Here is a 24,436-nt window from a genome sequence, read left to right on the forward strand (position 1 = left end):
GTTCTAAATACTTCCTAACCTGTACAGCAACATTGACCAATATAATGTTGCTGTGATTTTCCAAAAATGCCCCAACATCAATAAAAAGCAAAATACACCTTAAAAACAATGCATTAGTTAATATTAATGGCATTTTTTGTAAACAGTCGTATCCTGAAGAAGCTCGAATTTAGCTTTTGGATCATGATGAACCAAAAGCTATTTAAGCTGATCAAGCGTCTTGAGCCACACGTTCGATGTACTCAACTTGCACAGGTTTTGTAAATGCACCAGGGCGCAATGCCTGCACTTCTCGCACGATATCTTTTAACTGCCATTCCTTTTCTAGGAGTAGGTGAGCAGCGAACAAACCTGTGCGCCCCGAACCACCCATGCAATGCATCGCAACTTTGCCACCTTGAGCAAGAATCGCGTGCAGTTCCGGACTGGCTTGTTGCCACTTCGTCGCAAATTCTTCATTTGGTGCGCAGTCGTCTTCAATCTCGATCTGGAACCATTTCATACCCAGTTGCTGAGTGGCTTCACCCAATGCAGAGACATTCTTCGCAGCTAATTCACTATCATCTAATGCAGTAACGACCGCTTGAACACCCTGCTCTTTCAACTGTTCTAACGACGCATGCAAATCGACACCTTTCGTTCCTGGGCACGGTGTTAAGATTAAAGCACCGGAGTCCAAATCTAATTGCCATGTAGGATGAGACATTGTGACCCCCTTTTTAAGCCAAACCAACGTTACGAACCAGCTCTGCTGTGCGCGTTGCATAACCCATTTCGTTATCGTACCAAGCGTAAATCTTAACCATACGAGAACCCACAACCATGGTTGATTGCGCATCAACGATGGTTGAACGTTGGTCGCCTTTATAATCGATAGAAACTAAAGGACGCTCTTCGAAGCCAAGGATGCCTTTCAAATCACCTTCAGATGCTTCTTTTAACAGTGCATTCACTTCTTCTGCTGTGGTATCACGCTTCACATCAAAAATGATGTCTGTTAACGATGCGTTTGCTAGAGGTACGCGAACCGCATGACCATTAATTTTGTCTTTTAATTCTGGGAAAATTTCGACAATCGCCTTCGCGCTACCCGTCGTAGTCGGGATAAGGCTCATGCCGCATGCTCTTGCACGGCGTAGATCTTTGTGTGGCGCATCTAAAATAGTTTGCGTATTCGTCAGGTCGTGAATGGTCGTAAAAGAAGATTGTTCGATACCCAATTTCTCATGAATGACTTTAACCACAGGTGCGATACAGTTAGTCGTACACGAAGCTGCTGTCACGATACGATGTTTTTCAGGGTCGAAAATATGGTCGTTCACGCCCACCACAATGTTCGCGATACCTTCTTCTTTCACAGGTGCGCTTACCACGACACGTTTCACGCCTTGCTCTAGGTATTTATTTAGGAATGATGTTTTGCGATGTACGCCTGTCGCTTCAATCACAACATCACAATCAGACCAGTTCACCGCATCGATATCGCGTTGTTGAGTCGTGGCGACACGCTTGCCGTTGATGACGAGCTCACTGCCTTCGACCTGAACTCCATGATGCCAACGACCTTGCACTGAATCGAATTCTAATAAGTGACCAAGCGTAGCTGCGTCACCTGCGACATCGTTGATTAACACAAACTCCAATTCTGGCCAATCAAATGCCGCTCGCAGCGCTAAGCGACCAATTCGGCCAAAGCCATTAATTCCTACTTTAATTGTCATAGTTTTACCCTCTAACCTTCTACCTTGAATCTCTATTCGCTGTTAACAGCAAGCCTCACGACTTTTATCGTGTAAGCGTGTGATGTCGTCTTGGTATTCCTGCTTCAAACAGTTTGATGCCACTAAGTCTTCAATTAACTTTCGCATCCAACCTGGTAATTGCTGTGATAACTCGTAATACACCCATTGCCCTTGGCGTTTATCCACCAAGATGCCACTGGATCGTAACTGAGCAAGATGACGAGAAACTTTCGGCTGGCTCTCTTGTAGAGCAAACGCCAAATCACCAACGCAAGTTTCACCTTCACGGGCCACGAGCATTAAACAACGTACGCGTGTTTCATCGGATAACAGCTTAAAAAACTGATGTGGAAGCATAATGAACATACCTATATATGGATATGCGTATATGTTTATTTAATTAAGGTATATCGTCAAGAGGAAACCGTCCATCGTCATAAAAGTTTCACATCTAACGAACAGCTTGATTGTACAGAGAGAGATTCAAAGAGATAAAAGATAAGACCAGAGATTATGCAGTCGCGATGCTTTGACTCCAGCGAACCGCTTCACCTAAGGAGAGCTTCACTTCCTCTAAAGGCAACCCCAATTGCATCGTGATTTTTTCAACCCCCGACCAATCGGCACGCTCGTAGCACTCTTCGAGGGAAATAAGTGCACCATAAACCCCTTTGTGATGTAATAGCGCTTGTTGTACTGAATGACTAAGCGGTAACTGCCTAACTAAAGATTCCACCGAAAGATCCAGCAACGCATCTAGAATCGACAGCAAACCAACCATGAAACCTTGTTCGTTGAGGTGAGAGAATGGCTGATAGCGCGACATCAATTGGCAAAATTGAGCTCGTTGCAATGAAAGGTGATACAGCTCTCGAGGCTTGTTACTGGAGATATACGATGCCACAACCAAAGAGACAAACTGCTTAAGGTTATCCTGGCCAAGATAAATCAATGCCTGACGAAAAGAGCTGATTTCGACAGCCAAATTCGGCGCTTGCGTATTTACAAAACGCAATAATTTATACGACAGCGCGACATCTTGCGTAATGATGGACTCGATACGAGTAAAGTCAGGCTCAGGAGCACAAACTTCACGAAACAGTTGCAATGCCAACACTTGCTCAGGACTGACGTATTTAGTCTGCGAGACGAGTGGCTTGCTAAAAAAATAACCTTGGAAAAATTTAAAGCCAGCCGCTTTCGCTTGCTCAAACTCTTCTGCGGTTTCAACACGTTCTGCTAAAAAGTGGTATTTGACGCGTTTGGCAAGGTGTGTTTTGACCAGTTCACAGGCCTTTTCGAGTCCCATCGCCATAATGTCGAGCTTCACAATATGCACATATGGCAAAAAACGGCGCCATTCTGGTGTTAGGGTGAAGTCATCCAAAGCGATCAAGTAACCTTCTCGATAAAACTCACGAATCGCATCAAGAAGCTCATCCGTAGGTTGGCACGTTTCCAACACTTCGATGACAATTTTGTTTTTCGGCAAACTGCGCGGCAAACGTCGCACCAAGCTTTGATGAGGAAAGTTAATAAAGCATCTAGAAGAGGCAATCACTGGGTTAGTACCCAGTGATAGGAAGTTTTCGACGATCAGTCGGTATGTCGCTCGATTTGAATCAATATGTGAAGGGTATGCGTTACTCTCCCCGTCTCGAAACAACAATTCATAACCCAGCGTCTGTCTTTTTCGGTTAAAGATCGGCTGGCGAGCGACATACGTTGTATTCATGCTAAAGAAGGACCTATAAATGGCTTATGACTTTGCAGCTGCTAATAATGCACCACAACCCATGAACATTGAACCGAATACTTTGTTTATTTTTCCCATGATTTTATCGGAGCGAATAAAGCGTCCCATTTGTGCTGCCAAGCTCGTGTAACCCAACATTACACACGCATCAATCACGACCGTAGTGACGCCAAGCACCAACAGTTGCGTGATTTGGTCTTTTGCCGGGTCAATAAACTGCGGGAACAACGCCACCAGAAAAACAATCGATTTAGGGTTGGTGAGGTTAATTAACACTGCCTTGTACAACAGCGCCGTGCCTGACATCTCGTTGTGGTTTTCAGCTGCGACTAAGCTTGATGTATCGCGCCATTTCTGAATCCCCAACCAAACCAGATAAGCGGCACCAACCCATTTAATGACAGAAAATGCGGTTGCTGACTGCGCGACAAGCGCACCAATACCCGCCCCCACCAGCGCGATGTGGATAACTAAACCAATTTGTAAGCCAATAATGGCACCCAGTGATTTACGGGTACCGTAACTCAAACCATTACTGATTGAGTTCACCGTGCCAGAACCCGGAGCCAAACTAAAAACGATTGCTGTTACTACATAAGCTAACCAGACATGGGTATCCATTGCATTTCCTCACTAATTCTTCGATGATACATCGCGTAAACAACGTATCTTCAGGTAATCAACTAATGGCGACTAACCATTCACCTTTGACTTATACTCAAGAGACATTATTTGAGCAAGCAATTGGTGGTCCGATCGCAGCACTTTGGCAAACTCGCCAAGAGGGCTTTGTTAAAGGGACTGAGAAAAAGAACATTTACTGGTGCAAGCTAACCAACCCAGAGCATAAAAAAGCCGTGCTCATCGTAAATGGACGCATTGAGTCTTCCTGGAAATACCAAGAGCTGTTTTACGATCTCTACCGCCAAGGTTTCGATGTCTATTCCTTTGACCACCGCGGACAAGGTTTATCAGATCGTTTATTATCTGACTCAGATATGGGTCACGTCTATGACTTTACTGATTATATTGATGATATGGACATCGTCGTAAAAAAACACGACCTTAGCGAATATCAACAATGCTTCATCATCGCGCACTCTATGGGCGGCGCGATCGCCACACGTTACCTGCAAACTCACCCAGAACACCCTTTTACTGGTTTGATTCTAAGTGCGCCCATGTTTGGCATTAACCTGCCATGGTACCTCTCACCAATAGCGATTCCGGTCACACAAATTATGTCAGCGGTATCGACTTTGCCACGCTATGCACCAGGACATCAGGCCTACTTCCCTAAGCCCTTTGAAGATAACCCACTTAGCCAAAGTTACGGCCGCTACCAATGGTTCCGAAACCTATATACGGAAAAACCGGAACTGCAAGTCGGTGGGCCAAGCACTCGCTGGGTTTGGCAAGGGCTCATGGCCGCTAAGCAGTGCTTTTTATTAACTCGCCAAGTCAAAATACCAGTAATCCTAATCCAAGCCGGAAACGATCGGATTGTTAGCAACCTCGCGCAAAAGCGTTTTATTGATAAATTGCGGAAAACCAACCCGCACGCGGAGCTGCTTTCTATCGAAGGCGCACAGCATGAAATCTTGTTCGAGACCGACAAGTATCGTAATCAAGCGCTCGATGCGATTTTCCGCTTTATGAATGACCCTAAATCGCCATCAAACGAACAAGCACAATAAGAACTCTAGGCGACCATTTCACGACTAAGATTAAAGAGGAAATGTCTACACATCGATTTACCCTCTTTTTCATCCTCATTTTGGCGTACACTGCTTGAACTTGGCTACTTTGACACAGTGTTTAACCGCATAGTGCTACGGGCCCAAGTTCCCCCGCATTCGGAGCAGTACGATCTAGTCAGTCTGCTGTACTCCGTTTGCAATTCACCTGTTCCACACTATCCAAACCGTTTACGAGGACTTCATGAGCACATCGCTACCTTGCAAAGAGATCACCAAAATCGTTGCCTCTGATCTGGATGGCACGTTACTCGCACCTAACCATCAGCTCAGTGCTTACTCAAAAGAGACGCTAAAAGCGCTGCATGAAAAGGGTTATACCTTTGTCTTTGCAACCGGCCGTCACCACGTAGACGTTGCGAGCATCCGTCGCCAAGTTGGCATTCCAGCTTATATGATCACGTCGAATGGTGCCCGAGTGCATGACCAGGAAGATCAGCTAATGTACAGCGAGAATGTCCCTGCGGAACTGGTACAAGGCGTGATCGACACGATCAAACATGATCAAGAAATACTTATTCACATGTATCAAAATGATAGCTGGTTGATGAACAAGGATGATGAAACGTTACGTGACTTCCACGATGAATTCACTTACGTCTTATTTGATGAAGACCACGCCCCAACTGACGGTATTGCGAAAGTTTTCTTTACTCATCCAGGAGAAGACCACGAACGTTTGGTCGTATTTGAAAACAAACTACGTGAGCAGTTTGGTGATAAGCTGAACATCGCATTTTCAACGCCTTGGTGTTTGGAAGTAATGAGCGCTGGCGTGTCTAAAGGTCATGCTCTTGAAGCGGTAGCGAAAAAACTCGACCTCACGTTAGAAAACTGCGTAGCATTTGGTGATGGCATGAATGACGTAGAAATGCTGTCGATGGCAGGTAAAGGGCTAGTTATGGGTACATCACACGAAAAAGTGATGAAAGCTCTACCAAATAATGAAGTAATTGGCAGCAATGCAGAAGATGCGGTTGCACACTACCTACAAGAACACTTGCTGTAAGCTTCAATACTCCAAATAATGAAGGGCTGCACATTCGCAGCCCTTTTCTTTTATCGCTGACTTGGCAGCTTCTCTTTGCCAAGAATCGCGTCCCATTCTTCTTCTGTCACGGGCATAATCGACAAGCGATTTCCACGTTTCACCAACGGCATGTTCTCAAGTTCTGGCATCGCTTTCATCACCGACAACGGAATCACTCGCGCCGTTTTACGTACAAACTCGACATCCACCATAATCCAACGCGGGTTGTCTGGGTCTGACTTTGGATCGTAATAATCGCTTTCGGGATCGAATTGGAAATGATCGGGATAGGCTTCTCTCACAACTTTAGCAATACCTGCCACGCCAACATGTTTACAAGAAGAGTGGTAAATCAGGACTAAATCGCCCACCTTCACTTGGTCACGCATCATATTGCGCGCCTGATAATTACGAACTCCCTCCCAACATGAAACCTTTTGGGTTCGAAGCGTGTCAATAGAAAAGGTATCTGGTTCAGTTTTAAATAACCAATATGCCATAATGCCATCCGATGCCGATTGAGTAACAATAATGAGGAAGATATAACATGAAGGCTTTGAAAAACCCAGTGGCGCTTGCCACCCTGCTGGTTCTGCAAGCATGTAGTTCACAGCCGCCACAATCTGGTGCTGCTGACCTAACCTCTCCACCAGCAACCTTAGATAAGCCTGAAACCATTCAACCTCAAACTTTTATGCTGCGCGGAAAAGTGATCGTCGGTCACGAGAGCCAATACATCATGCCTTGTGGCAGCGACAAGCAATATTGGTTGCAACTATCACCACAGCAAATGCAACGAGCAATTCAGTTAAATAACGAGCCTTACCAGACTATGTATGGCGAGGTTATCGGCCACCTCAACCCACCGGGCATCGATGGGTTTTCTGCTGATTTCGATGCTAACTTTGTCGTGGAACAAGTGAACTTCCTCACAACGGAAAATCCAAACCGTTGTCAGCAACCAAACAAACCAACTCGCGTGTTTGGTAATGAGCCTTCTTGGTCGGCAAGCTTTGAGGCTAATGGACTAACATTCCAGCAAATCGGCAAACAAACCACAAAATTAGCGATTAACAGCAGTCAGCTTCAACCTCGCCAGCGCACTTATCAACTGCAAGGTGGTGAGCTTCGCTTAACAGAAAACCTCTGCTCAGACACAATGAGCGATTCTTTGTATGGCTGGAAAGCAACACTAAAACATGATGGCGAGACGTATCAAGGTTGTGGTATGGCTGCAAACGTCGATGCAACGCTTGGCTGGGCTAATACCTATGTCGCGACCTCAACTCAATCACAAGGTTTTGAAGTACAAATGACCTTAAACCCAGACCACAGCGCCACAACAAAATACCGTTACGCCAATGGACAAGCACCATTAATCGAGCGTGGTTACTGGCAACAGTTAAGTCCGTCTCAGGTTCAAGTTGTCATGACGCATCATCAACAGCAAAGACTGATGTCAGAGCGACTGTTTACTCGAGAAGGCAATCAGCTCAAAGCGACCAAAGAAAAAGTCGGTAACTTAGTATACCCAATCGCCGATGGTGGTTTAGTCCTTTATCCTGCCACCGTTCGTGATGAAGGCATCATGCAACCAGCCGAAAAACGCACCAACAACCCCATCGGTAGTGCTGACGTCCCTTCTAGTGCAGAGTTTGATTCAAAAGTAGATGCCGCGGTGCGCAACTACTTCTTTATCCATCAAACCACCCCCAACAATAACCAATACCGTTGGCTAACTTACGACCTCAACAGCGATGGTAACGAAGAGCTATTGGTACAGTTGGATTGGTGTGGTTCCGGTGGCTGTACATTGCTGATATTTGAACATCACGAAAAGGAATGGCGATTTAATAGCCGCATTACACTAGTGCAAAGCCCGATTATGCTCGGCCAACAAACCTCTCATGGTTGGCGAGATCTGATTTTTAATGTCAGCGGTGGCGGAGCTAAAGCGGCTCAACACGTGATGCAATACACTGGGGTTAGCTACCCACTCAACCCAAGCATGGCGCCAACGGCAACGCCGAACCAAGTCAGTGGTGTGCGTCTGTTCTCTGATGGGATAAGCCCGGTGCGCGAAGGAGTTCGTCTGTAATGTCACAACCGTGTCCAACCTGCGGTTTTCAATTCAATTGTATGTGCTCGCTAATGCCGAAACTTAACAGTGAGCACAACATCCTGCTGTTAATGCATCCGAATGAACTGAAGCGTGATACTAATACCGGCCAGCTACTAGAGCAGTGCCAACTCAACATTGAGCGAGTAATCTGGGATCGCAAACAGCCACCAGCAGAATTGCTCACTCTATTAGCTGATCCGTCGCGGTATCCGGTGTTGCTCTTCCCCTGTGAAGAAAGTATCACACTCGAACATGTGGTACTCCAAAGCCAGCAACAAACCAAAACTCCGCTGTTTATTATTTTAGATGCCACCTGGCAAGAGGCGCGCAAGATGATCAATAAGAGCCGTTGGTTAGAAGGTATCCCTACTATGGGATTGTCTGCGTCGGCGGACTCACAATATCAGCTGCGACGCAACCAACAACAAGGTAATTTGTGTACGTTTGAAGTCGCTGCACATTTGCTCGGGCAACTTGGAGAACAAAACAACCAACAACAAATGCAGCGCTTTTTTGCCCATTACCTCGCTCTGTTCCAAGCTGAAAAGAGTGGACACGCTCTTAAGCGTTAACCATTAAGCTCAGTAGAAGAACCAAACAAAAAACGCAGCCTACGCTGCGTTTTTTACGACAAGAAGTTTCACGTGAAACATCATTAAAACAGTCGAGTCGGCTCGCCAAGATAGTAACCCTGCAAATAATCCACCCCCATGTCTTGTGCAATGGTACACACCTCCTGATTGTGGACGAACTCCGCCACCGTCTCCGCGTTAAACACCTGGCACAAACGCACCAACTGGGAAGCGATCTTGCGCTGTTTTAAGTCTTTATCAATATCACGAATCAAGCTGCCATCGAGCTTTATGACTTCTGGCTCCAACTTTAGGATTTCATCGATATTCGAATAACCGGACCCAAAGTCATCAACAATGATACGCGCCCCTAAGCTTCTAAAATGACTGCACACTTCTATCATTCGGCCGTAGTCTTTGATCTGCTCAGATTCCAGCACTTCTAAACCAATTCGCCTTGGGTCATTTAGCTGGCTAATTTCATGCTCTAAAAGCATTAAAGTTTTATCACTGAGCAAATCTTGCGGCGATAAGTTTATAGAAAAGTCACCTTGCTTATCTCGCATATAATGCAACGTAGAATGAATCATGTGCCGACTTAGTCGAGTGTAAAGATGCGTATCAGAGATAATTGGCAGAAAACGCCCTGGCGCAATCACCGTTCCATCGGCTTCCAGAATACGAACCAAACATTCTTGGCTTGCCAATTTGTGGCTACCAGCATGCACAATGGGTTGGCTATAAGTGATGATGTTCTGTTTGAGAATGGCTCTACTGACGCAACTTAGCCATCCAAGTTGCTCTTTACGCACATCCTCACTGACTTCAATATCTTTCGCATTACAGATATGAGTATTACTGCGTACACCGGAGCGTCTCGCTTCGATGCCTTTGAGTAAGAGCTCATCCACTGAAGCGGATGGAAAATCTCGGCGACTCACTAAGCCGCCGCATAGCGAGATAGAAAGATAATCTATTTCACGTAGGCCAATTGGCTCAAAATTAGTTTGTTCTACCGCGTCAGCAAAACGCGTAAAGTGCTGTTTGATGGTCTCGCTGCTTTGATCAGCTTTAAATATGAACGCCCATTCACCAACCCCAATACTATAAAGCTGCAAAGCCGTTGGCATGCCGAAACGCTTTCGTAGTCGATTCGTAAAGTGCATTGAGAGATCTTTGAGTAATTGATCTCCCACTCGGTAGCCGTATTTTTCGTTAATATGACTAAAGTTAAGTAGCTTTAGAGTCAACAAATGCTCATCCAAATCGATGTTACTCAGCCGCTCTTGCAATGCGACCCGGTTTTGTAACCCCGTGCGACTGTCGCGTCGATAGCTTTCTTGTAACTTGCGCGTTTGGCGATCGAGTTGATATCCCATATGCGCGTTCATATGGTTGAGATCGCCGATCGCATTTCGAATCAAGCTAAACAACGGTGAAATAGAGGAGCTAACGGGCGACTTAGGCAAGTTCAATGTTTGCACTTCGTCTCCCTCTCGCATCGCTAAATACGTCAGGCTGTGATGAAGAATTTCGGGCTGACCAATACCACCATGCAGTTCCCCCATACAGTAACTACCAAACGTCGTCGCAATATCTTTAAAGGCTTGGACTTCGTCGCTGCTGTCAATAAAGTCTAACCGTGACGCGCAGTTAAAAATCATCACGACTTCAGGTTGGTGCATGGCTAACTCAACCACACCATGCCGCACTTGCTCGAGCGTTAACGAGGGATGGTTATAGCAAAATTGCACTTCGTCACCAAGACACCAGGGCCTGTCGAAGCTCATACTGCCATCAGCGTGTAGCTCCGTTACCGTACAAACTTCCTTTCGCCCTAAGCTTTCTCGATACAAAGGAAAGCTGAGCAGTTGACTCAGCGTCACGTCATGGCCATCCGCCAAGTAACGCTTGTATACTTCCAGCGCTTTCTTCTCACCTAAACAATACAAGCGCGTTCCTTTTGCATGAGTGACTTTGTGTGGCATGCCAATCGGGTTCCATTCCGAATACGCATTAGTCCATAGCTTCAAAGTATCACTGTGCAAAGCTACGGCAACCACAGCGTTATCGTAAACTCGGTTTTGATATAGCACCCAGCAGCCATCGTCAATACTCTGCGCCAACCCTCCAGAAATCACTACTTCTTCACTGGCGAAGGTTTGAAACAAGGGATAGTCACGTCGTTCAATTTGCACAGCAAAGCTGAGGATCACCTGTGAATTATGCTGCATTAGAAGAGAGCGCTTGAGCTCCCCGCCATCAATGTCAGGGGAGTAAGAGTATGTTTGTACCGCAGAAGTCAGCGTGGTTTGCTCAAATTCAATCACACTCACTAGGCAACCAGAGGTAAATATCTCCCCTTCCAGAATTACATTACGCGTACTATGCCCCATAACATGAGCATTCGGCAGCGACGACAAAACGGCGTCTGCAAGTGTGGTCGTAAATTCGCGCGATTGCGTCGACAATATTTGTACTAAATATTGTTTATCTGAGGAAGTCGGAAAAGTGACTAAAAAGTCATTCAGTTGACTGACATCGTGAACCAGTTTTGAAAAAGCTCGCATGGACCTACCACTGCCGTAACACTATCTTCACCACGACGTGTGGCGTTACTATTTTTATTTAATAGAGAATAATTTACGTGGCTTTGAGCTGCTTTTCTAGACACAAAATGAGATTAGAATGGATTAATGCGAAAGCAATTAAAAAAGTGTGAGTAACGGCTGCAAACTATTGATTTCAATATCAGGTAAAGTACGTGTTTTTGAATGGTTAATGACATTTTTATTCATATCATTAAACCAACAGGCTGCAAAACCAGCCAACTTTGCACCATGCACATCCGTGGTTAGATGATCACCGACATGCAGAATATTCTCCGCAGGAATATCCAAGAATCGCTTCGCTTTAGTAAACATATCGGTTGCGGGTTTCGCCAATCCATCTGGTCCTGCTTTAAGTACCTGTTGGAAATAAGGCGTAAGACCGATGCGGTCTAAATCCACATTACCGTTGGTGATTGCCACCAACGGGATGTGCTGCGCGAGTTCCTCCAGTACATCGAGGCTTTGCTGCGGCACTTCAAAACGGTTACGCCAGTCCAACGCAACGTCTACTGCGGCTTTCGCGGCGGCATGTGCTGCGTCTTCGTCGTAGCCTACTTGGGAGAAGGCTTGCTGAAGTTGCACTAAACGCCATAAAGTGACATCGCTCTTCAGCTCGGGTTGTTGCTGCACAACTCGCTGTTTGAGAGCAAACCAATCCGCTTTGTTCATATGAGCAACCGCTGGATGATGGTGCTTGAGCCAAGATAGCAACTCACGCTCCATGCGAACGATCACAGGATAGTTGTCATAGAGGGTATCATCTAGGTCAAAGGTCATTGCCTTAATAGGCTCGATACGGCGATAAAATTTCATACTTCGGCTCACTCCCCGTTCTTTTTGCGTGCGCGTGGGTGGGCTTGGTCGTAGGCTTGCGCCAAATGTTGGAAATCCAAGTGCGTGTAGATTTGGGTCGTCGAAATGTTCTCGTGCCCTAAAAGCTCCTGCACCGCACGTAAGTTATTGCTTGATTCGAGCATATGTGTCGCAAATGAGTGACGCAATTTATGCGGACTAATATGGCTTGCGACAGACTGTTTCTGCCCCCATTCAGCCATGCGCTTTTGCACGCTACGATGCGAAATACGCGTTCCGAGCTTAGATACAAACAAGGCGGGCTCACCTGGAGCGGCTAAATCACCACGAACGCGTAGCCACTTCCCAACCCACTCGGTTGCCATCCCAGAGAACGGCACTTTACGTTCTTTATCGCCTTTACCAATAACACGAAGCTCACCACTACGCAGTTGTACGTCACGTACATCCACACCCACCAGTTCAGCCAAACGTAAGCCGGCGCCATACATCAGCTCCATCATGGCGCGATCGCGCACAGCCAACGGGTCGTCCTCGTTGACTTCAAGTAATTGGCTCACTTCGTCAACATCGAGGTTTTTGGGCAACGGGCGTTTTTTGCGAGGTGCTGAAACCCCTTTGGCTGGGTTAGCCGACATCTCGCCACGCAGAATAAGGAAATCGAAAAAGCTACGCAGCGATGAGAGTCGCGTTGCCAAACTGCTGGCTTTCATGCCTTCTCGCATGCCCTTACCTGCTAATTGGCGCACCCAACCAGCATCCACTTGAGACCAATCTTTGAGCCCCATTTCAGCTAAGTGCTGCGCCATAGTTTCTAGCTGCTGTTTGTAATTGCGCTGAGTATGTAGGCTAAGCCCCTTTTCGCTTCGTAAGAATTCATAGAAGCGCTCAAGAGGCTTTTGCAGACTATTTGGCAGAGGAGTGTTGGGAGTTGTCGTCATCGTAACTTTGCCATACCAGTGTTTGAGCGAGATGTGCCACTACTAATGATAGGTGACGCAAAAACAAGGTATCCATATCTGGCTGAAAATGGCCGCCATCTTCACTAGAAAAAGCAAGCACGCCCAGAGTTTGCTGTTTCACGAGCGGCAGTACCACATAGGACCCCATTTCCGGCACTTCCATGTTGCCAAACAAAGCTTCACGATCCACTTTGCGAAGACGTCCTAAGTACGCATCTTTGCCATTTAAGTGAGTGGCCGCAAAGCGTTGATAACTTTCCTTACTCAATTGAATCGATGCGTCGCATTGACTAAACAATCGAACAAACGCACGTAAGCCCAATGCTTTGGCTTTCTCTTCGATAGAATGAATGACTTGTTTAAAGTCACCACACTTTAGAATCTGCCCCTGCAAATCCATAAATTCGTAAAAGGTGCGATCATTGTTCGCCGCAAGCGACATTAGTGTAGTGATCTCTTCCTCTAACTCTTCAATGCGCTGACGTTGGCGATTCATTTGGATGTGTACCAAAGATACCGCGCCTAAGTCTGAGTGTGGGAAAGATAAACGATCCACAAGCTCCGGACGTTGCACAAAAAAGTCTGGATGATCTTTGAGGTACTCGGCCACTACTTCAGCCGTTAAGGCATCTGCTTCTACTTGAGACAAACCGTTTCCTTTTTCTTCAACTAGCAAGACAATTGACCATCAAATACATGCGTTGTAGGTCCGGTCATAAACAACGGCTTGCCAGGGCCTTGCCATGCAATTCGCAATTCACCACCAGGTAGAGAAACCTTAACGTTTTCATCCAACAAGCCCTGCAGAATCCCAACCGCGACTGCCGCGCATGCACCACTACCACAAGCTTGTGTCTCTCCTGCGCCTCGCTCGTAAACTCGAAGACGAATATGGTCACGACTCATCACCTGCATAAAGCCAGCGTTGACGCGCTCTGGGAAACGCTCATGCGACTCAAGCAGCGGACCGAGAGTTTCCACTTCTGCCGTATCCACATCGTCGACCACGGTCACTACGTGCGGGTTACCCATGCTCACAGCACCACAAAACAAGGTATTGTCGCCTGCTCGCATGATGTAAGTTTTCTCTTTTTGCTTCGCTTTGAAAGGAATTTTGTTCGGTTCAAACTCTGGCACGCCCATGTTGACCGTCACTTCCCCATCATCTTCGATGTTGAGAATCATCTTTCCTTTCTTGGTGCTCACGCTGATGCTGTATTTATTGGTCAGCCCCTTCAAGCGAACAAAGCGGGCAAAACAGCGTGCACCGTTACCACACTGTTCAACTTCACTACCATCGGCATTAAAAATCCGATAATGGAAGTCGGTTTCAGGGTCGTAAGGGGCCTCTACCACAAGCAATTGGTCAAAACCAACGCCAGTATGACGATCCGCCAAGCGGCGGATCAGGTCTTGCGAGAAAAACACGTTCTGGGTGATACAGTCGACGACCATGAAGTCGTTGCCCAAACCGTGCATTTTGGAAAAGTGGAAATGCATTTGTTGTGTGTTACTCCGGTAGAATCTGTTCCAGCTGCCACAAACTGGTCAGCTCCTCACGCTGGCGAACTAAGTGGCTTTGTTTACCGTCCACCATCACTTCTGCTGCTCGGGTACGAGTATTGTAGTTCGAAGACATCACAAAACCATAGGCACCTGCTGAACGAACCGCGAGTAGATCACCTTCTTGCAAAACGAGTGCGCGATCTTTACCCAAGAAGTCGCCGGTTTCACAAATAGGACCAACCAAGTCGTAAGTCTGTGCTTCACCCTTTCGCGGTGAAACTGGCACAATATCTTGCCATGCTTGGTATAGCGCAGGACGCATCAAGTCGTTCATTGCAGCGTCGATAATCGCAAAGTTTTTATGCTCAGTATGTTTTAAAAACTCAACACGCGTTAGCAAGATACCTGCGTTCGCAGCAATTGCACGGCCTGGCTCAAAGATCAGCTCCAAGTCTTGGTGATTTTCAAGACGGCCTAGTAACGCTTTGGCGTAATCAGAAGGCTGAGGTGGTAATTCATCACGATAGACCACACCCAAACCGCCGCCGACATCAAGGTGACGAATGTTAATGCCTTGTGCTTTTAAATCATCAATCAGGGCCAATAAACGGTCTGTCGCGTCGATAAATGGGTCTATATTGGTCAGCTGAGAACCAATGTGGCAGTCGATGCCTTGCACATTCAAGTTCGGCAGGCTTTGCGCGAATTTATAAACATCTGGCGCACGATCAAACGCAATGCCGAATTTATTGTCGCGAAGACCAGTCGAAATGTAAGGGTGTGTTTTCGCGTCGACATCTGGATTGATACGCAGAGAAATTGGCGCAATCACACCAAGCTCACCCGCAACCTTGTTCAAACGTTCTAGCTCTGGCTCAGATTCAACGTTGAAACATTTGATACCTAGCTCAAGAGCGCGCTTCATCTCTGCCGGTGTTTTACCAACACCAGAGAAAACGACTTTTTTCGGATCACCGCCTGCGGCAATCACACGCTCAAGTTCACCACCCGACACGATGTCAAAACCCGATCCCAAACGCGCTAGCGTGTTCAATACGCCTAAGTTTGAGTTGGCTTTCACCGCGTAGCAAACCAGGTGAGGATGCTGACCCACAGCACTATCAAACGCCTTCCAATGGCGCTCTAGCGTGGCTCGAGAATATACGTAAAGAGGAGTGCCATATTGCTCTGCAAGAGCTTGAAGTGGGACGTCTTCGGCCCAAAGCTGGCCATCATCCTGATAGTTGAAGTAATCCAAAATTCGCTTCCCTTATTTTATTCGACTGCTGAACCCTAATTTCACCCTAAGGTGCGGTTATTTATTGTGATTGCTCATTCTGTTGAGTGTCATCTGGAATGTATAGTGAGCCAGACTGACCACACCCCGCTAAGGTCGCGGCAACCATCACAAACAACACAGTAACTAATTTTTTCATTTCGCATATCGTGATTATTGAATCAATGCCCCCTATAATCGCACCACACTCAGGAAAAGCAATAGGATAGACGGATGAACGATACTGAATTTCATCAACTGGTGGATGCGCAGATGCAAATCATCGAAGAATCCATCGATGATTCAGGCGCAGACATTGATTACGAAGTCACTGGCAACGTAATGACATTGGAATTTGAAGACCGCAGCCAAATCATCATTAATCGCCAAGAGCCGATGCATGAGATCTGGCTAGCGTCCAAATCTGGTGGTTTCCACTTCAAACTTATTGAAGGTAAATGGACCTGCTCAAAAACGGGTATGGAGCTATTTGAAATGGTGAAGCAAGAATGTGAAAAGCACGCGGGCGAAGCCATTGACTGGGCATAATTCTGGTCAATCGTCACCAAAACAAAAAGAGCACCGAAGTGCTCTTTTTGTTTATTGATACGGGTTTAATTACGCGTTCACAGTTTTGGTCGGGCGACTCGGTGAACAACCGTCATTACGGTAAGGAATGATATACGCATTCCCCTCTTCAGGGTGAATAATTTGATAGTACTGAGGCAGGTTAAAGTTAATAAACTTCGACGCGACGCGACTATCGTCTTTTACCGACGTGTAGAAACTGTTTACAGACGAAATCATTTCATCTTTGGAGCCACTAAATTGGTGATACACTTCAACTTGATTTGACTCATCCAACACATAAATATTGAAGCCATCTTCGTTATCTTCAAAGAAGAACTGCACCAGACCTTCACTGGCAAACCCATCCACCGCTTCCGGCATTTGATATTCTTGCTCACGATCGAGCATTAACAGCGGCGAGCCTTTGAGTTTGTTAGTGGAAATGCTGCGGTAGAAATCGATGGAATTTTCTAGCTTCTGCACCGACACACCACGACGTTCAAAGAACAACCCATAAGTCTGGTTACCAAGACGCATCGCTTTAAAGCGGCGACGTTTCTCTTGCTCTACTGGTTTCAAGCGTAAGTCGATACATTCAGCTAAAAGCTGGTAAACCATATTGCGCATCACACCACGCATGTTCTTCGCATAGCAGAACACATCCACTGATTCTGGTGGCAACGCATCTTGGTGCATTTTGCCCAAAATGGTTTTCAGTGCATCCAGCATCGCCGTTTCCCCTTTGAAATGCAGCGTACGCACTTCATGCCAAGAGTTACGGTAAACAAGGTCAACACTGCCGACTAAATTTTTATGTTCTGGACCAAAGCTAAAAATATCGGTGTTCTTAACATCCACTTTCAACGAACGACCAGAAAGTTCAGACGTCGGATCATTTTCAAAGTTGATGAACATCGCAAGCTGGCTTATTTCACAAGGACTCGCTAGCGCCTGCATAGATGGACGACGCTTACGCAACGCAAAAGTATTTCGTAAGTCACTCACCATTTGGTAAAACTTATCAATATCTAGCTGCGCTTCACGTACCACGGCATGTAAACGAGTCGATTCAGTGATCAAGCCATTGAAGAATGCCCAAGCAACCAACTTACTCAAGTATTCATGATGCTCTAGATATGGTTGCCCCAAAATGCGGTGCGCAATAAGCGGTTGTTTATAGAGGTACCAACCAGACTTGTTCACTCCCCCTTTTTTCACTTCGATAAAGCTCAAGTCAGGCTCGTGCAGATCAGGTGAAATCTGTGGGTTTAGTAACGTTACTTTGCCCGGCAATACTTCAAAAGCAGCGTAGAGTTTACGGGCCAAAATACTGATGTCTTGCGGACTGATAGCAGAAGTGATGTCGTTACGACGCGCAAATTGAATCAAGTTACGGTAGCTTTGCATCAACGCATCCAGCAATGCATGATGTACCACCTTCACTTGTTCAACCTTCCAATTACGGCGGTCATCGAGCTCTGCAACGACACTTGCATCCCAATTCCATTTTGCAATCATATCGCTCAGCGCTTCACGGCGCCAAGCTACTGAGCCAACATTCGGCTCACGAGATAATTTTTCATGGGTTTTGAGATAGAAACAGCGACGCACCAAATCCAAACGTGTATCGTCTTGAATTCGCTCTAAGTAACGGGTTACTTTTTCCAACATTAAGTAGTACGCATCCATGCCATAGAGATCAGGCTCATGGGCAAAGAAACGACGTTTAGTGTCGATGCTTAACAATTGAGTATGCGGGTATTCCCACGAGTAAGCTTCTAGCAAGATGGCTTTTAATACCGATTTGTAGGGAGAGTCGATGCTTTTGTATAACTGCCACAAGTTCGAACCGAAGTATTCTTCAGCAGGAATGCAGTTCAATTTACCAAAGTCGATCCATTCACTACAATCGATGTAACCATCACTGCACAATTGAGAAACGTACTCGTCGTAACACTCTTCCATTTCTGGCGGCACGATTTGCCATAACAAACGCTGTCCGGCAATACGCACCGCACTACGATAGAATTCATCTAACAAAAGTAAGTGCTGAGATGAACCACAGTTATCACCTGTCATCTCCTCAGAATGATTGCTTCTAAAGCGCTCTTTATCCATTAAGAAAAAGTTCGCTTCCACGCCTTTGCTTTGTGCCCAATCCGTGATGAGTAGGCATTTATTGGTCAATAACTCGCGTTCGTCACAATCCATCTCTGGTGAAATACACACCCAAATATCCAAATCACTGGAAGTACTTTGACCAATCGAGGAGGTACTGCCCATGGTGTACAAACCCAATATAGCGGGCTTTTCTACCGTCTTGAGCGGCTGACCAATGGCAAGTTGAATATCATCTATGAATTGTTGCTGAATGCTATTTAGTTCAAGCCCATGCACACCAAACGGGACATCGGCATCATAATAGCCAGGAATTACAGGATGGTTGTAGTTCAACAAGGCAGGAATCAAGTGGAAGACTTGCTGGCTTTGCGAATCCATAAGCGCCAACGCGCGATCAACTCGCTGCTGATTCAAATTATCTAGTCGCTGGATGATTTTTTGGGTGTAAGCCTGCAAGGGGAATTCCTTGGTTGAACAATCACGAAAATCTGCTGACGTTTTAAACCAAAACGGCTTAAAAACGTGATCAATTTAACACTTTTATTGGTGCGGGTAAAGCTTCACGCCCGTGTATCACTCCGGATACAAAACCATACTTTAGTCACAAAATTAATCGCGCGGTAGTGTCGCTCTTATTACCTATTACTAATAATAGTCCTTAGTCTAATTGAGAATCCAGTCACACTATTTTCATAACGTCATGTAATTCCATTCATAGCCTTCAGAGATAACGAACTAACAGTAAGCATTTCTTGATGAGAATGGTAGGATAAACCCAAATCCAAACAGCATTGAGAAGATCATGACACAATCCACACCGATTCGCATTGCAACTCGAAAAAGCCCTCTTGCTTTATGGCAAGCTTACTTTGTTAAAGACGCCCTTCAAGCCGCTCACCCAGGCTTGGAAGTCGAGTTAGTAACCATGGTGACCAAAGGTGACGTGATTTTAGATACACCACTAGCAAAAGTTGGCGGCAAAGGCTTGTTCGTAAAAGAGCTTGAAATCGCGATGCTAGAAGGACGTGCAGACCTCGCCGTTCACTCAATGAAAGACGTACCCGTCGATTTCCCAGAAGGCCTTGGCCTCGTGACCATTTGTGAGCGTGAAGATCCTCGTGATGCCTTCGTCTCTAATACCTATAGCCACATTGATGAGCTCCCTCAAGGTGCCGTGGTTGGTACTTGCAGTTTGCGCCGTCAATGCCAACTGAAAGAATATCGTCCGGACATCATCATCAAAGAGCTTCGCGGTAATGTGGGCACTCGCCTTGGTAAGTTAGATGCGGGTGAGTATGATGCAATCATTCTTGCTGCGGCTGGCCTTAAACGATTGAAGCTTGAAGAGCGCATTCGTAGCTTTATCGAACCAGAGCAATCACTACCAGCGGTAGGCCAAGGTGCTGTCGGTATTGAGTGCCGCCTTGACGATGAAAGACTGCTTAAGCTGCTTGAGCCACTTAACCACCAAGACACCGTAGACCGCGTTTTGTGTGAGCGCGCAATGAATCTGACCCTAGAAGGCGGCTGTCAGGTACCTATCGGCAGCTATGCCCTACTAGACGGCGACAACATTTGGCTACGCGCATTAGTTGGCGAACCAGATGGCAGCGAAATTGTTCGTGGTGAAATTCGTGGCCATCGTAAAGATGGCGAAGCATTAGGAGTGCAGCTAGCCAATGAGCTGCTAGATAACGGCGCTCGTGAAATCCTAACTAAGCTGTACGCAGATCACGAATAACCATGGCAGTGTTGGTCACTCGGCCGGGAGAGCAAGGCAGCGCGCTTTGCTCTCTGCTCGAAAGGCACGGCATTTCCGCATATCACCATCCTCTGATCGACATTGTCGCCGATCTCACGGACACGCACCTCTCTAAACATCTACATCAAGCTCAAATTGTTATCGCTGTTAGTCGACATGCAGTGCAATGTGCACAGCAAATCTTAGCCAGCAACGGGATGTCATGGCCGAAACAAGCTATTTACCTTGCCGTTGGTCAAAAAACAGCACACTATTTAAGCAAATGTACCCAACAGAAAGTACACTATCCCCAAGTCAGTGATAGTGAACACTTATTGCGACTGCCAGAGCTCAACAATGTGGCACAACAACAAGTTCTTATCCTTCGTGGTAACGGCGGAAGAGAGCTGATCAAAGATGCATTGGTGAGGCGTGGCGCAAAAGTTCACTATAGTGAGACTTACAAGAGAGAATTCATCCCATTCGATCCAGTAAGCTGTATCTCACTATGGAAAAACCTACAAATTAACCAGATTATTGTCACCAGTGGTGAACAACTGGATTATTTGTGCAGCCAATTGACGTCGGAGCAATTGACTTGGCTTAATCAACAAGAGTTGTATATCCCCAGTCAGCGTATCGCTGACATCGCAATTCAAAGGGGGTTCACTCGCGTGAGATGCACGGGAAGCGCATCCAACCAAGAATTACTGGCGGCTCTCCAGCCCTAGCTACACAGGATATAGGCATGACAAGTAAAAATAACGACCAAAAAAATAACGATAAAAACCTTTCCGAAGAAACCTCATCGGCACCGCTAGTCGAAAAAACCACATCGCAGCAGGATGCGGACCTTAAAAAAGAGCAACCACAAGCGGCCGAGCCCCCAAAAACAGCAGAGCCAACCAAAGTCGAGTTTGAAGAAAAACAAGGTAAACGTGGTGTCAAACTAGGTACGGTCGCTATCATCTTATCGATTATTTTTGGCGGTGGCCTCGCGTACAAGCTGCATCAACAGCAAGCCGATTACCAAGCGCAGATCGCCCAACTAAAAAGTCAGCTAGAAAGCACTCAAGCTTCCATGAAGCAAGAACTCAGCCGGGTACAAGAAGAAACCATCGAGAAAGCAACAACCGTGACACACAAAGCGGAAGTGGTACTTGGACAGCAACAGAAGAGCATTGAAAGCTTACAGCTCGCCGTTGCCGATGTGAAAGGTCGTCGACCAAACGACTGGCTATTAGCGGAAGCCGATTACCTTGTCAAATTAGCTGGTCGTAAATTGTTCTTAGAGCACGATGTAGAAAGCGCGACTCAACTGATGGAAAGTGCAGACCAACGCATTGCAGCACTGAATGACCCTAGTCTCGTCAAACTACGTAAAGCAATGGCAAACGATATCACCAAACTTCGCACTATCCCGCTAATTGACCGTGATGGATTGGTACTACGCTTAACTGCCCTGCAACAGCAAGTAGACAAGCTCCCTCTCGCCAATGCACTGCTACCTGAAGCTGAAGCCGTAGAAAACACAGAAGTGTCTGAAGATATCGCAAACTGGCAAGATAACTTAATGACCTCTTTGAAGGACTTTTCGGAAAACTTCATTACCTTCCGCACGCGCGATGGTAACGTCATTCCACTGCTCTCTCCTGAGCAACACTTTTACCTGAAAGAAAACATCAAAGCCAAATTGGAAACGGCAATAAAAGCGGTGTACCAAGAGCAAGGTGAAATTTACACCACGTCTCTAAAAACAGCAGACAAATGGGCATTAGCTTTCTTCAACCAAGACGATAATTCCGTTAAAGAGTTCAACAAAACGGTTAACCTACTAAGTCAGCAAAATATTCAAGTGGAATACCCAACAAAACTGCAAAGTCAGTCTCAACTATCAGATGTCATCCGTGAACGCCTACGTCGTGAAGTCACAACGATGACAGGCATGGAGGATAAGTAATGTTTCGTCTTATTTTCCTATTTGTTGTACTAGGCGCAGGACTATTTGTTGGCACCCAGTTTTCTGGTCAGCAAGGCTATGTACTCATCTCCATTGCCGAGAAAACGATCGAGATGAGCGTAACGACATTAGTGGTTTTCGTTATCGCTGCACTCGCAGGTCTTTTTCTGCTTGAGTACCTGATTAAGAAGTTAGTTTATGCTAGTTCTACAACATGGAACTACTTCAGTGTTCGCAAAATGCGCCATTCCCGCCGATACACCAATGAAGGCATTATTAAACTTCTAGAAGGTGACTGGAAAGGTGCTGAGAAGAAAGTAACTCGCTGGGCAAATCATCACGATATGCCGCTGCTTTGCTACTTGGTTGCGTCTGAAGCCGCACAAGGCCAAGGTGATAAAGCAAAACGAGATCACTATCTAGAGCTAGCGAGCCAACAAGAGAACGCCCATCTCGCAGTAGAACTGACTCGAGCGAAACAATTTATCCGCGACAACGAGTTCGAGTCCGCTTTCAATACCTTGCAATCGTTAAAAAGTCAGTATGCGAGTAACTCTATTGTATTGAACTTGCTGAAAACAACGTACATGCAGCTAAAGTTGTGGCAACCTCTTATTGACCTCTTGCCACAACTCACCAAAGCAAAACTCATCTCGGAAGAAGAACATGCAGAGCTGATTCAAAAGGCGCAGTGCGGCTTACTCCATGAAGTAGCGCAGCAACAGGGTAGCGAAGGGCTAATCTCCCATTGGAATAGCCTCTCACGTAAAGTGAAACAAGACACACACCTCGTTGCCTGTTTTGCTCGAGAACTCATCACACGAAAAGCTGATGCAGAAGCCTTTACCGTGCTAAAAGAAGCATTAAAAAAACAACCAGCCCCAGAGCTTTATCAACTACTGCCAGATCTAAATCTGCCAGATACCCACCCTGTCGTGGTCTTCTTAGAGGGAGTAGTGAAGAAAGAACCGGATAACGCCGCTGCCCATAGCGCATTAGCGCACTTCTATTTCCGTCAAGAGAAGTGGCAAGAAGCCCAGGATCACTTTGAGATCGCCTTAAAGCTTCGCTCTGACGTCTCTGACTATGCATTCCTAGCAGACACACTAGAGAAGCAAAATCTAACCAAAGCTGCTCACGAAGTCTCTCGTAAAGCTCTCACGCTCGTCCAGAATGACTAACTTAAGATGACCTAACTAAGCCGACAGCTTACCTGTCGGCTTTTTTATTGCCTGCTATTAACCCTTTAGTCCTTAGTCATCAATATGTTTATCCAATTCATTGGCTCCCAAGTAGTTCTCAACTTCCTAGCAACTCACTATCGTTTCACTTTCCTTTTCTCTTTTGACCACTCTGATCCTGTCATTCCAGCAGAATCCAAAACAATTTTAAAAGATGCAGGAATACGTAACTTTAGCCTGTAGAAGTATGGTTTTAAGACGTAGCTAGATTTAGGCAATAGAGCACGCGCGTCGCTAGACTGAGTAAAACAAAAAGATACATCAGTGAAACAGTGACTATTTGAGTATGCTTATTTGTTCGGTCTATCCCGTAAAAGGGGCTAGAGAAGCAATGGTAGTGCTTTAAGAGAACAATAAGGCAATATATATCGGGACAGCATGCAGTGATGAGGATGAACAGCGTTAGAGGCAACTGCACTTCTTAGCAAAAATCAAAACGTCACAACCAATACCGATACCAATATTACTTTGTCGAAAAGTAGATCGCATATGGAATTGATTTTTGGCAAGCATAGATAGAGTAATAAAGATGTGCGGAAATGAAAAAAGCCTCGCTATTTCTAGCGAGGCTTCTTAATAGTGGCGGAGAGATAGGGATTTGAACCCTAGATACGCTATTAACGTATGCCGGTTTTCAAGACCGGTGCTTTCAACC

At 46.1% G+C, this 24,436-nt stretch carries 23 protein-coding genes; 9 read left to right on the forward strand and 14 right to left on the reverse strand.

Annotated elements, in window-relative coordinates:
* Window positions 1–211 precede the first annotated feature (211 nt).
* The 5 genes from R8N47_RS21445 to rhtB form a co-directional block, all read right to left on the reverse strand.
* Window positions 212–706, reverse strand: coding sequence for a cyclin-dependent kinase inhibitor 3 family protein (locus R8N47_RS21445; protein ID WP_137282443.1), 495 nt, complete (start codon window positions 704–706; stop codon window positions 212–214).
* A 13-nt stretch (window positions 707–719) separates the two neighbouring features.
* On the reverse strand, window positions 720–1,721 hold the full coding sequence (locus R8N47_RS21450) for an ArsJ-associated glyceraldehyde-3-phosphate dehydrogenase (protein ID WP_005383630.1): 1,002 nt from the start codon (window positions 1,719–1,721) through the stop codon (window positions 720–722).
* Between the two features lie 42 nt (window positions 1,722–1,763).
* Entirely contained in the window at window positions 1,764–2,099 is a 336-nt protein-coding gene (locus R8N47_RS21455) for a metalloregulator ArsR/SmtB family transcription factor (RefSeq protein ID WP_005378730.1), read from the reverse strand.
* A 154-nt stretch (window positions 2,100–2,253) separates the two neighbouring features.
* Entirely contained in the window at window positions 2,254–3,477 is a 1,224-nt protein-coding gene (locus R8N47_RS21460) for an EAL and HDOD domain-containing protein (RefSeq protein WP_318070400.1), read from the reverse strand.
* A gap of 24 nt (window positions 3,478–3,501) precedes the next feature.
* On the reverse strand, window positions 3,502–4,119 hold the full coding sequence (gene rhtB / locus R8N47_RS21465; protein ID WP_005378732.1) for a homoserine/homoserine lactone efflux protein: 618 nt from the start codon (window positions 4,117–4,119) through the stop codon (window positions 3,502–3,504).
* 65 nt (window positions 4,120–4,184) lie between these two features.
* On the opposite strand from rhtB, the gene R8N47_RS21470 reads away from it, so the two are divergent.
* Window positions 4,185–5,195: an alpha/beta fold hydrolase gene (locus R8N47_RS21470; protein WP_005378733.1), complete on the forward strand. Its 1,011-nt coding sequence runs from the start codon at window positions 4,185–4,187 to the stop codon at window positions 5,193–5,195.
* Between the two features lie 244 nt (window positions 5,196–5,439).
* Window positions 5,440–6,264, forward strand: a complete 825-nt coding sequence (locus R8N47_RS21475) for a Cof-type HAD-IIB family hydrolase (protein WP_017636084.1) — start codon at window positions 5,440–5,442, stop codon at window positions 6,262–6,264.
* 50 nt (window positions 6,265–6,314) lie between these two features.
* Here the strand turns inward: R8N47_RS21475 and R8N47_RS21480 are convergent, their stop codons facing one another.
* The gene (locus tag R8N47_RS21480; RefSeq protein WP_005378735.1) at window positions 6,315–6,785 is read right to left on the reverse strand and encodes an EVE domain-containing protein; all 471 of its coding nucleotides are present in this window, start codon (window positions 6,783–6,785) and stop codon (window positions 6,315–6,317) included.
* Window positions 6,786–6,832: 47 nt separating this feature from the next.
* Here R8N47_RS21480 and R8N47_RS21485 point away from each other — a divergent pair, with 47 nt between their 5' ends.
* The gene (locus R8N47_RS21485; protein ID WP_104979845.1) at window positions 6,833–8,383 is read left to right on the forward strand and encodes a COG3650 family protein; all 1,551 of its coding nucleotides are present in this window, start codon (window positions 6,833–6,835) and stop codon (window positions 8,381–8,383) included.
* Window positions 8,383–8,979 carry a tRNA-uridine aminocarboxypropyltransferase gene (locus R8N47_RS21490; protein ID WP_033907272.1) on the forward strand — a complete coding sequence of 199 codons (597 nt, stop codon included), beginning with the start codon at window positions 8,383–8,385 and terminating at the stop codon, window positions 8,977–8,979. The genes R8N47_RS21485 and R8N47_RS21490 overlap by 1 nt, the downstream gene beginning before the upstream one ends.
* An 83-nt stretch (window positions 8,980–9,062) precedes the next feature.
* Here the strand turns inward: R8N47_RS21490 and R8N47_RS21495 are convergent, their stop codons facing one another.
* From R8N47_RS21495 to lptM, 7 genes are all read right to left on the reverse strand, one after another.
* On the reverse strand, window positions 9,063–11,549 hold the full coding sequence (locus R8N47_RS21495) for an EAL domain-containing protein (protein WP_104979846.1): 2,487 nt from the start codon (window positions 11,547–11,549) through the stop codon (window positions 9,063–9,065).
* Window positions 11,550–11,687: 138 nt separating this feature from the next.
* Window positions 11,688–12,404: a 5-amino-6-(5-phospho-D-ribitylamino)uracil phosphatase YigB gene (gene yigB / locus R8N47_RS21500; protein WP_053350826.1), complete on the reverse strand. Its 717-nt coding sequence runs from the start codon at window positions 12,402–12,404 to the stop codon at window positions 11,688–11,690.
* Between the two features lie 8 nt (window positions 12,405–12,412).
* A complete protein-coding gene (gene xerC, locus R8N47_RS21505) occupies window positions 12,413–13,345 on the reverse strand; it encodes a tyrosine recombinase XerC (RefSeq protein ID WP_005378742.1) in 933 nt (310 codons plus the stop codon).
* Window positions 13,311–14,042 (reverse strand): DUF484 family protein, encoded by a 732-nt coding sequence (locus R8N47_RS21510; protein WP_081248199.1) that lies wholly within the window; start codon window positions 14,040–14,042, stop codon window positions 13,311–13,313. The genes xerC and R8N47_RS21510 overlap by 35 nt, the downstream gene beginning before the upstream one ends.
* A complete protein-coding gene (gene dapF, locus R8N47_RS21515) occupies window positions 14,036–14,866 on the reverse strand; it encodes a diaminopimelate epimerase (RefSeq protein WP_005378744.1) in 831 nt (276 codons plus the stop codon). The genes R8N47_RS21510 and dapF overlap by 7 nt, the downstream gene beginning before the upstream one ends.
* 10 nt (window positions 14,867–14,876) lie before the next feature.
* On the reverse strand, window positions 14,877–16,130 hold the full coding sequence (gene lysA / locus R8N47_RS21520) for a diaminopimelate decarboxylase (RefSeq protein WP_005378745.1): 1,254 nt from the start codon (window positions 16,128–16,130) through the stop codon (window positions 14,877–14,879).
* A gap of 61 nt (window positions 16,131–16,191) precedes the next feature.
* Window positions 16,192–16,308 (reverse strand): LPS translocon maturation chaperone LptM, encoded by a 117-nt coding sequence (gene lptM / locus R8N47_RS28865; protein ID WP_005378746.1) that lies wholly within the window; start codon window positions 16,306–16,308, stop codon window positions 16,192–16,194.
* A 74-nt stretch (window positions 16,309–16,382) separates the two neighbouring features.
* On the opposite strand from lptM, the gene cyaY reads away from it, so the two are divergent.
* Complete coding sequence (gene cyaY, locus R8N47_RS21530) at window positions 16,383–16,697, forward strand: iron donor protein CyaY (RefSeq protein ID WP_005383391.1); 315 nt, start codon at window positions 16,383–16,385, stop codon at window positions 16,695–16,697.
* A 69-nt stretch (window positions 16,698–16,766) separates the two neighbouring features.
* Here the strand turns inward: cyaY and R8N47_RS21535 are convergent, their stop codons facing one another.
* A complete protein-coding gene (locus tag R8N47_RS21535; protein WP_053350817.1) occupies window positions 16,767–19,295 on the reverse strand; it encodes a class I adenylate cyclase in 2,529 nt (842 codons plus the stop codon).
* Window positions 19,296–19,641: 346 nt separating this feature from the next.
* On the opposite strand from R8N47_RS21535, the gene hemC reads away from it, so the two are divergent.
* Genes hemC through R8N47_RS21555 form a run of 4 tightly spaced genes read left to right on the forward strand, consistent with a single transcriptional unit; the run spans window position 19,642 to window position 23,721 of the window.
* On the forward strand, window positions 19,642–20,580 hold the full coding sequence (gene hemC / locus R8N47_RS21540) for a hydroxymethylbilane synthase (protein ID WP_005383388.1): 939 nt from the start codon (window positions 19,642–19,644) through the stop codon (window positions 20,578–20,580).
* 2 nt (window positions 20,581–20,582) lie between these two features.
* Window positions 20,583–21,311: a uroporphyrinogen-III synthase gene (locus R8N47_RS21545; RefSeq protein WP_053350816.1), complete on the forward strand. Its 729-nt coding sequence runs from the start codon at window positions 20,583–20,585 to the stop codon at window positions 21,309–21,311.
* Window positions 21,312–21,328: 17 nt separating this feature from the next.
* Complete coding sequence (locus R8N47_RS21550; RefSeq protein WP_005378751.1) at window positions 21,329–22,540, forward strand: uroporphyrinogen-III C-methyltransferase; 1,212 nt, start codon at window positions 21,329–21,331, stop codon at window positions 22,538–22,540.
* Entirely contained in the window at window positions 22,540–23,721 is a 1,182-nt protein-coding gene (locus R8N47_RS21555; RefSeq protein WP_064354410.1) for a heme biosynthesis protein HemY, read from the forward strand. The genes R8N47_RS21550 and R8N47_RS21555 overlap by 1 nt, the downstream gene beginning before the upstream one ends.
* Window positions 23,722–24,436: the final 715 nt, after the last annotated feature.

The sequence above is a fragment of the Vibrio sp. 2132-1 genome (genome assembly GCF_033344315.1).

Excerpts from the sequence above, each read along its gene's own strand:
- R8N47_RS21485 (WP_104979845.1), top strand. The coding sequence starts at position 6,833 with ATGAAGGCTTTGAAAAACCCAGTGGCGCTTGCCACCCTGCTGGTTCTG.
- R8N47_RS21550 (WP_005378751.1), top strand. The coding sequence starts at position 21,329 with ATGACAAGTAAAAATAACGACCAAAAAAATAACGATAAAAACCTTTCC.
- R8N47_RS21490 (WP_033907272.1), top strand. The coding sequence starts at position 8,383 with ATGTCACAACCGTGTCCAACCTGCGGTTTTCAATTCAATTGTATGTGC.
- yigB (WP_053350826.1), bottom strand. The coding sequence starts at position 12,404 with ATGAAATTTTATCGCCGTATCGAGCCTATTAAGGCAATGACCTTTGAC.
- hemC (WP_005383388.1), top strand. The coding sequence starts at position 19,642 with ATGACACAATCCACACCGATTCGCATTGCAACTCGAAAAAGCCCTCTT.
- dapF (WP_005378744.1), bottom strand. The coding sequence starts at position 14,866 with ATGCATTTCCACTTTTCCAAAATGCACGGTTTGGGCAACGACTTCATG.
- R8N47_RS21445 (WP_137282443.1), bottom strand. The coding sequence starts at position 706 with ATGTCTCATCCTACATGGCAATTAGATTTGGACTCCGGTGCTTTAATC.
- cyaY (WP_005383391.1), top strand. The coding sequence starts at position 16,383 with ATGAACGATACTGAATTTCATCAACTGGTGGATGCGCAGATGCAAATC.
- R8N47_RS21480 (WP_005378735.1), bottom strand. The coding sequence starts at position 6,785 with ATGGCATATTGGTTATTTAAAACTGAACCAGATACCTTTTCTATTGAC.
- R8N47_RS21475 (WP_017636084.1), top strand. The coding sequence starts at position 5,440 with ATGAGCACATCGCTACCTTGCAAAGAGATCACCAAAATCGTTGCCTCT.
- R8N47_RS21470 (WP_005378733.1), top strand. The coding sequence starts at position 4,185 with ATGGCGACTAACCATTCACCTTTGACTTATACTCAAGAGACATTATTT.
- R8N47_RS21545 (WP_053350816.1), top strand. The coding sequence starts at position 20,583 with ATGGCAGTGTTGGTCACTCGGCCGGGAGAGCAAGGCAGCGCGCTTTGC.
- R8N47_RS21555 (WP_064354410.1), top strand. The coding sequence starts at position 22,540 with ATGTTTCGTCTTATTTTCCTATTTGTTGTACTAGGCGCAGGACTATTT.
- R8N47_RS21450 (WP_005383630.1), bottom strand. The coding sequence starts at position 1,721 with ATGACAATTAAAGTAGGAATTAATGGCTTTGGCCGAATTGGTCGCTTA.
- lptM (WP_005378746.1), bottom strand. The coding sequence starts at position 16,308 with ATGAAAAAATTAGTTACTGTGTTGTTTGTGATGGTTGCCGCGACCTTA.
- xerC (WP_005378742.1), bottom strand. The coding sequence starts at position 13,345 with ATGACGACAACTCCCAACACTCCTCTGCCAAATAGTCTGCAAAAGCCT.
- R8N47_RS21495 (WP_104979846.1), bottom strand. The coding sequence starts at position 11,549 with ATGCGAGCTTTTTCAAAACTGGTTCACGATGTCAGTCAACTGAATGAC.
- R8N47_RS21455 (WP_005378730.1), bottom strand. The coding sequence starts at position 2,099 with ATGCTTCCACATCAGTTTTTTAAGCTGTTATCCGATGAAACACGCGTA.
- R8N47_RS21460 (WP_318070400.1), bottom strand. The coding sequence starts at position 3,477 with ATGAATACAACGTATGTCGCTCGCCAGCCGATCTTTAACCGAAAAAGA.
- rhtB (WP_005378732.1), bottom strand. The coding sequence starts at position 4,119 with ATGGATACCCATGTCTGGTTAGCTTATGTAGTAACAGCAATCGTTTTT.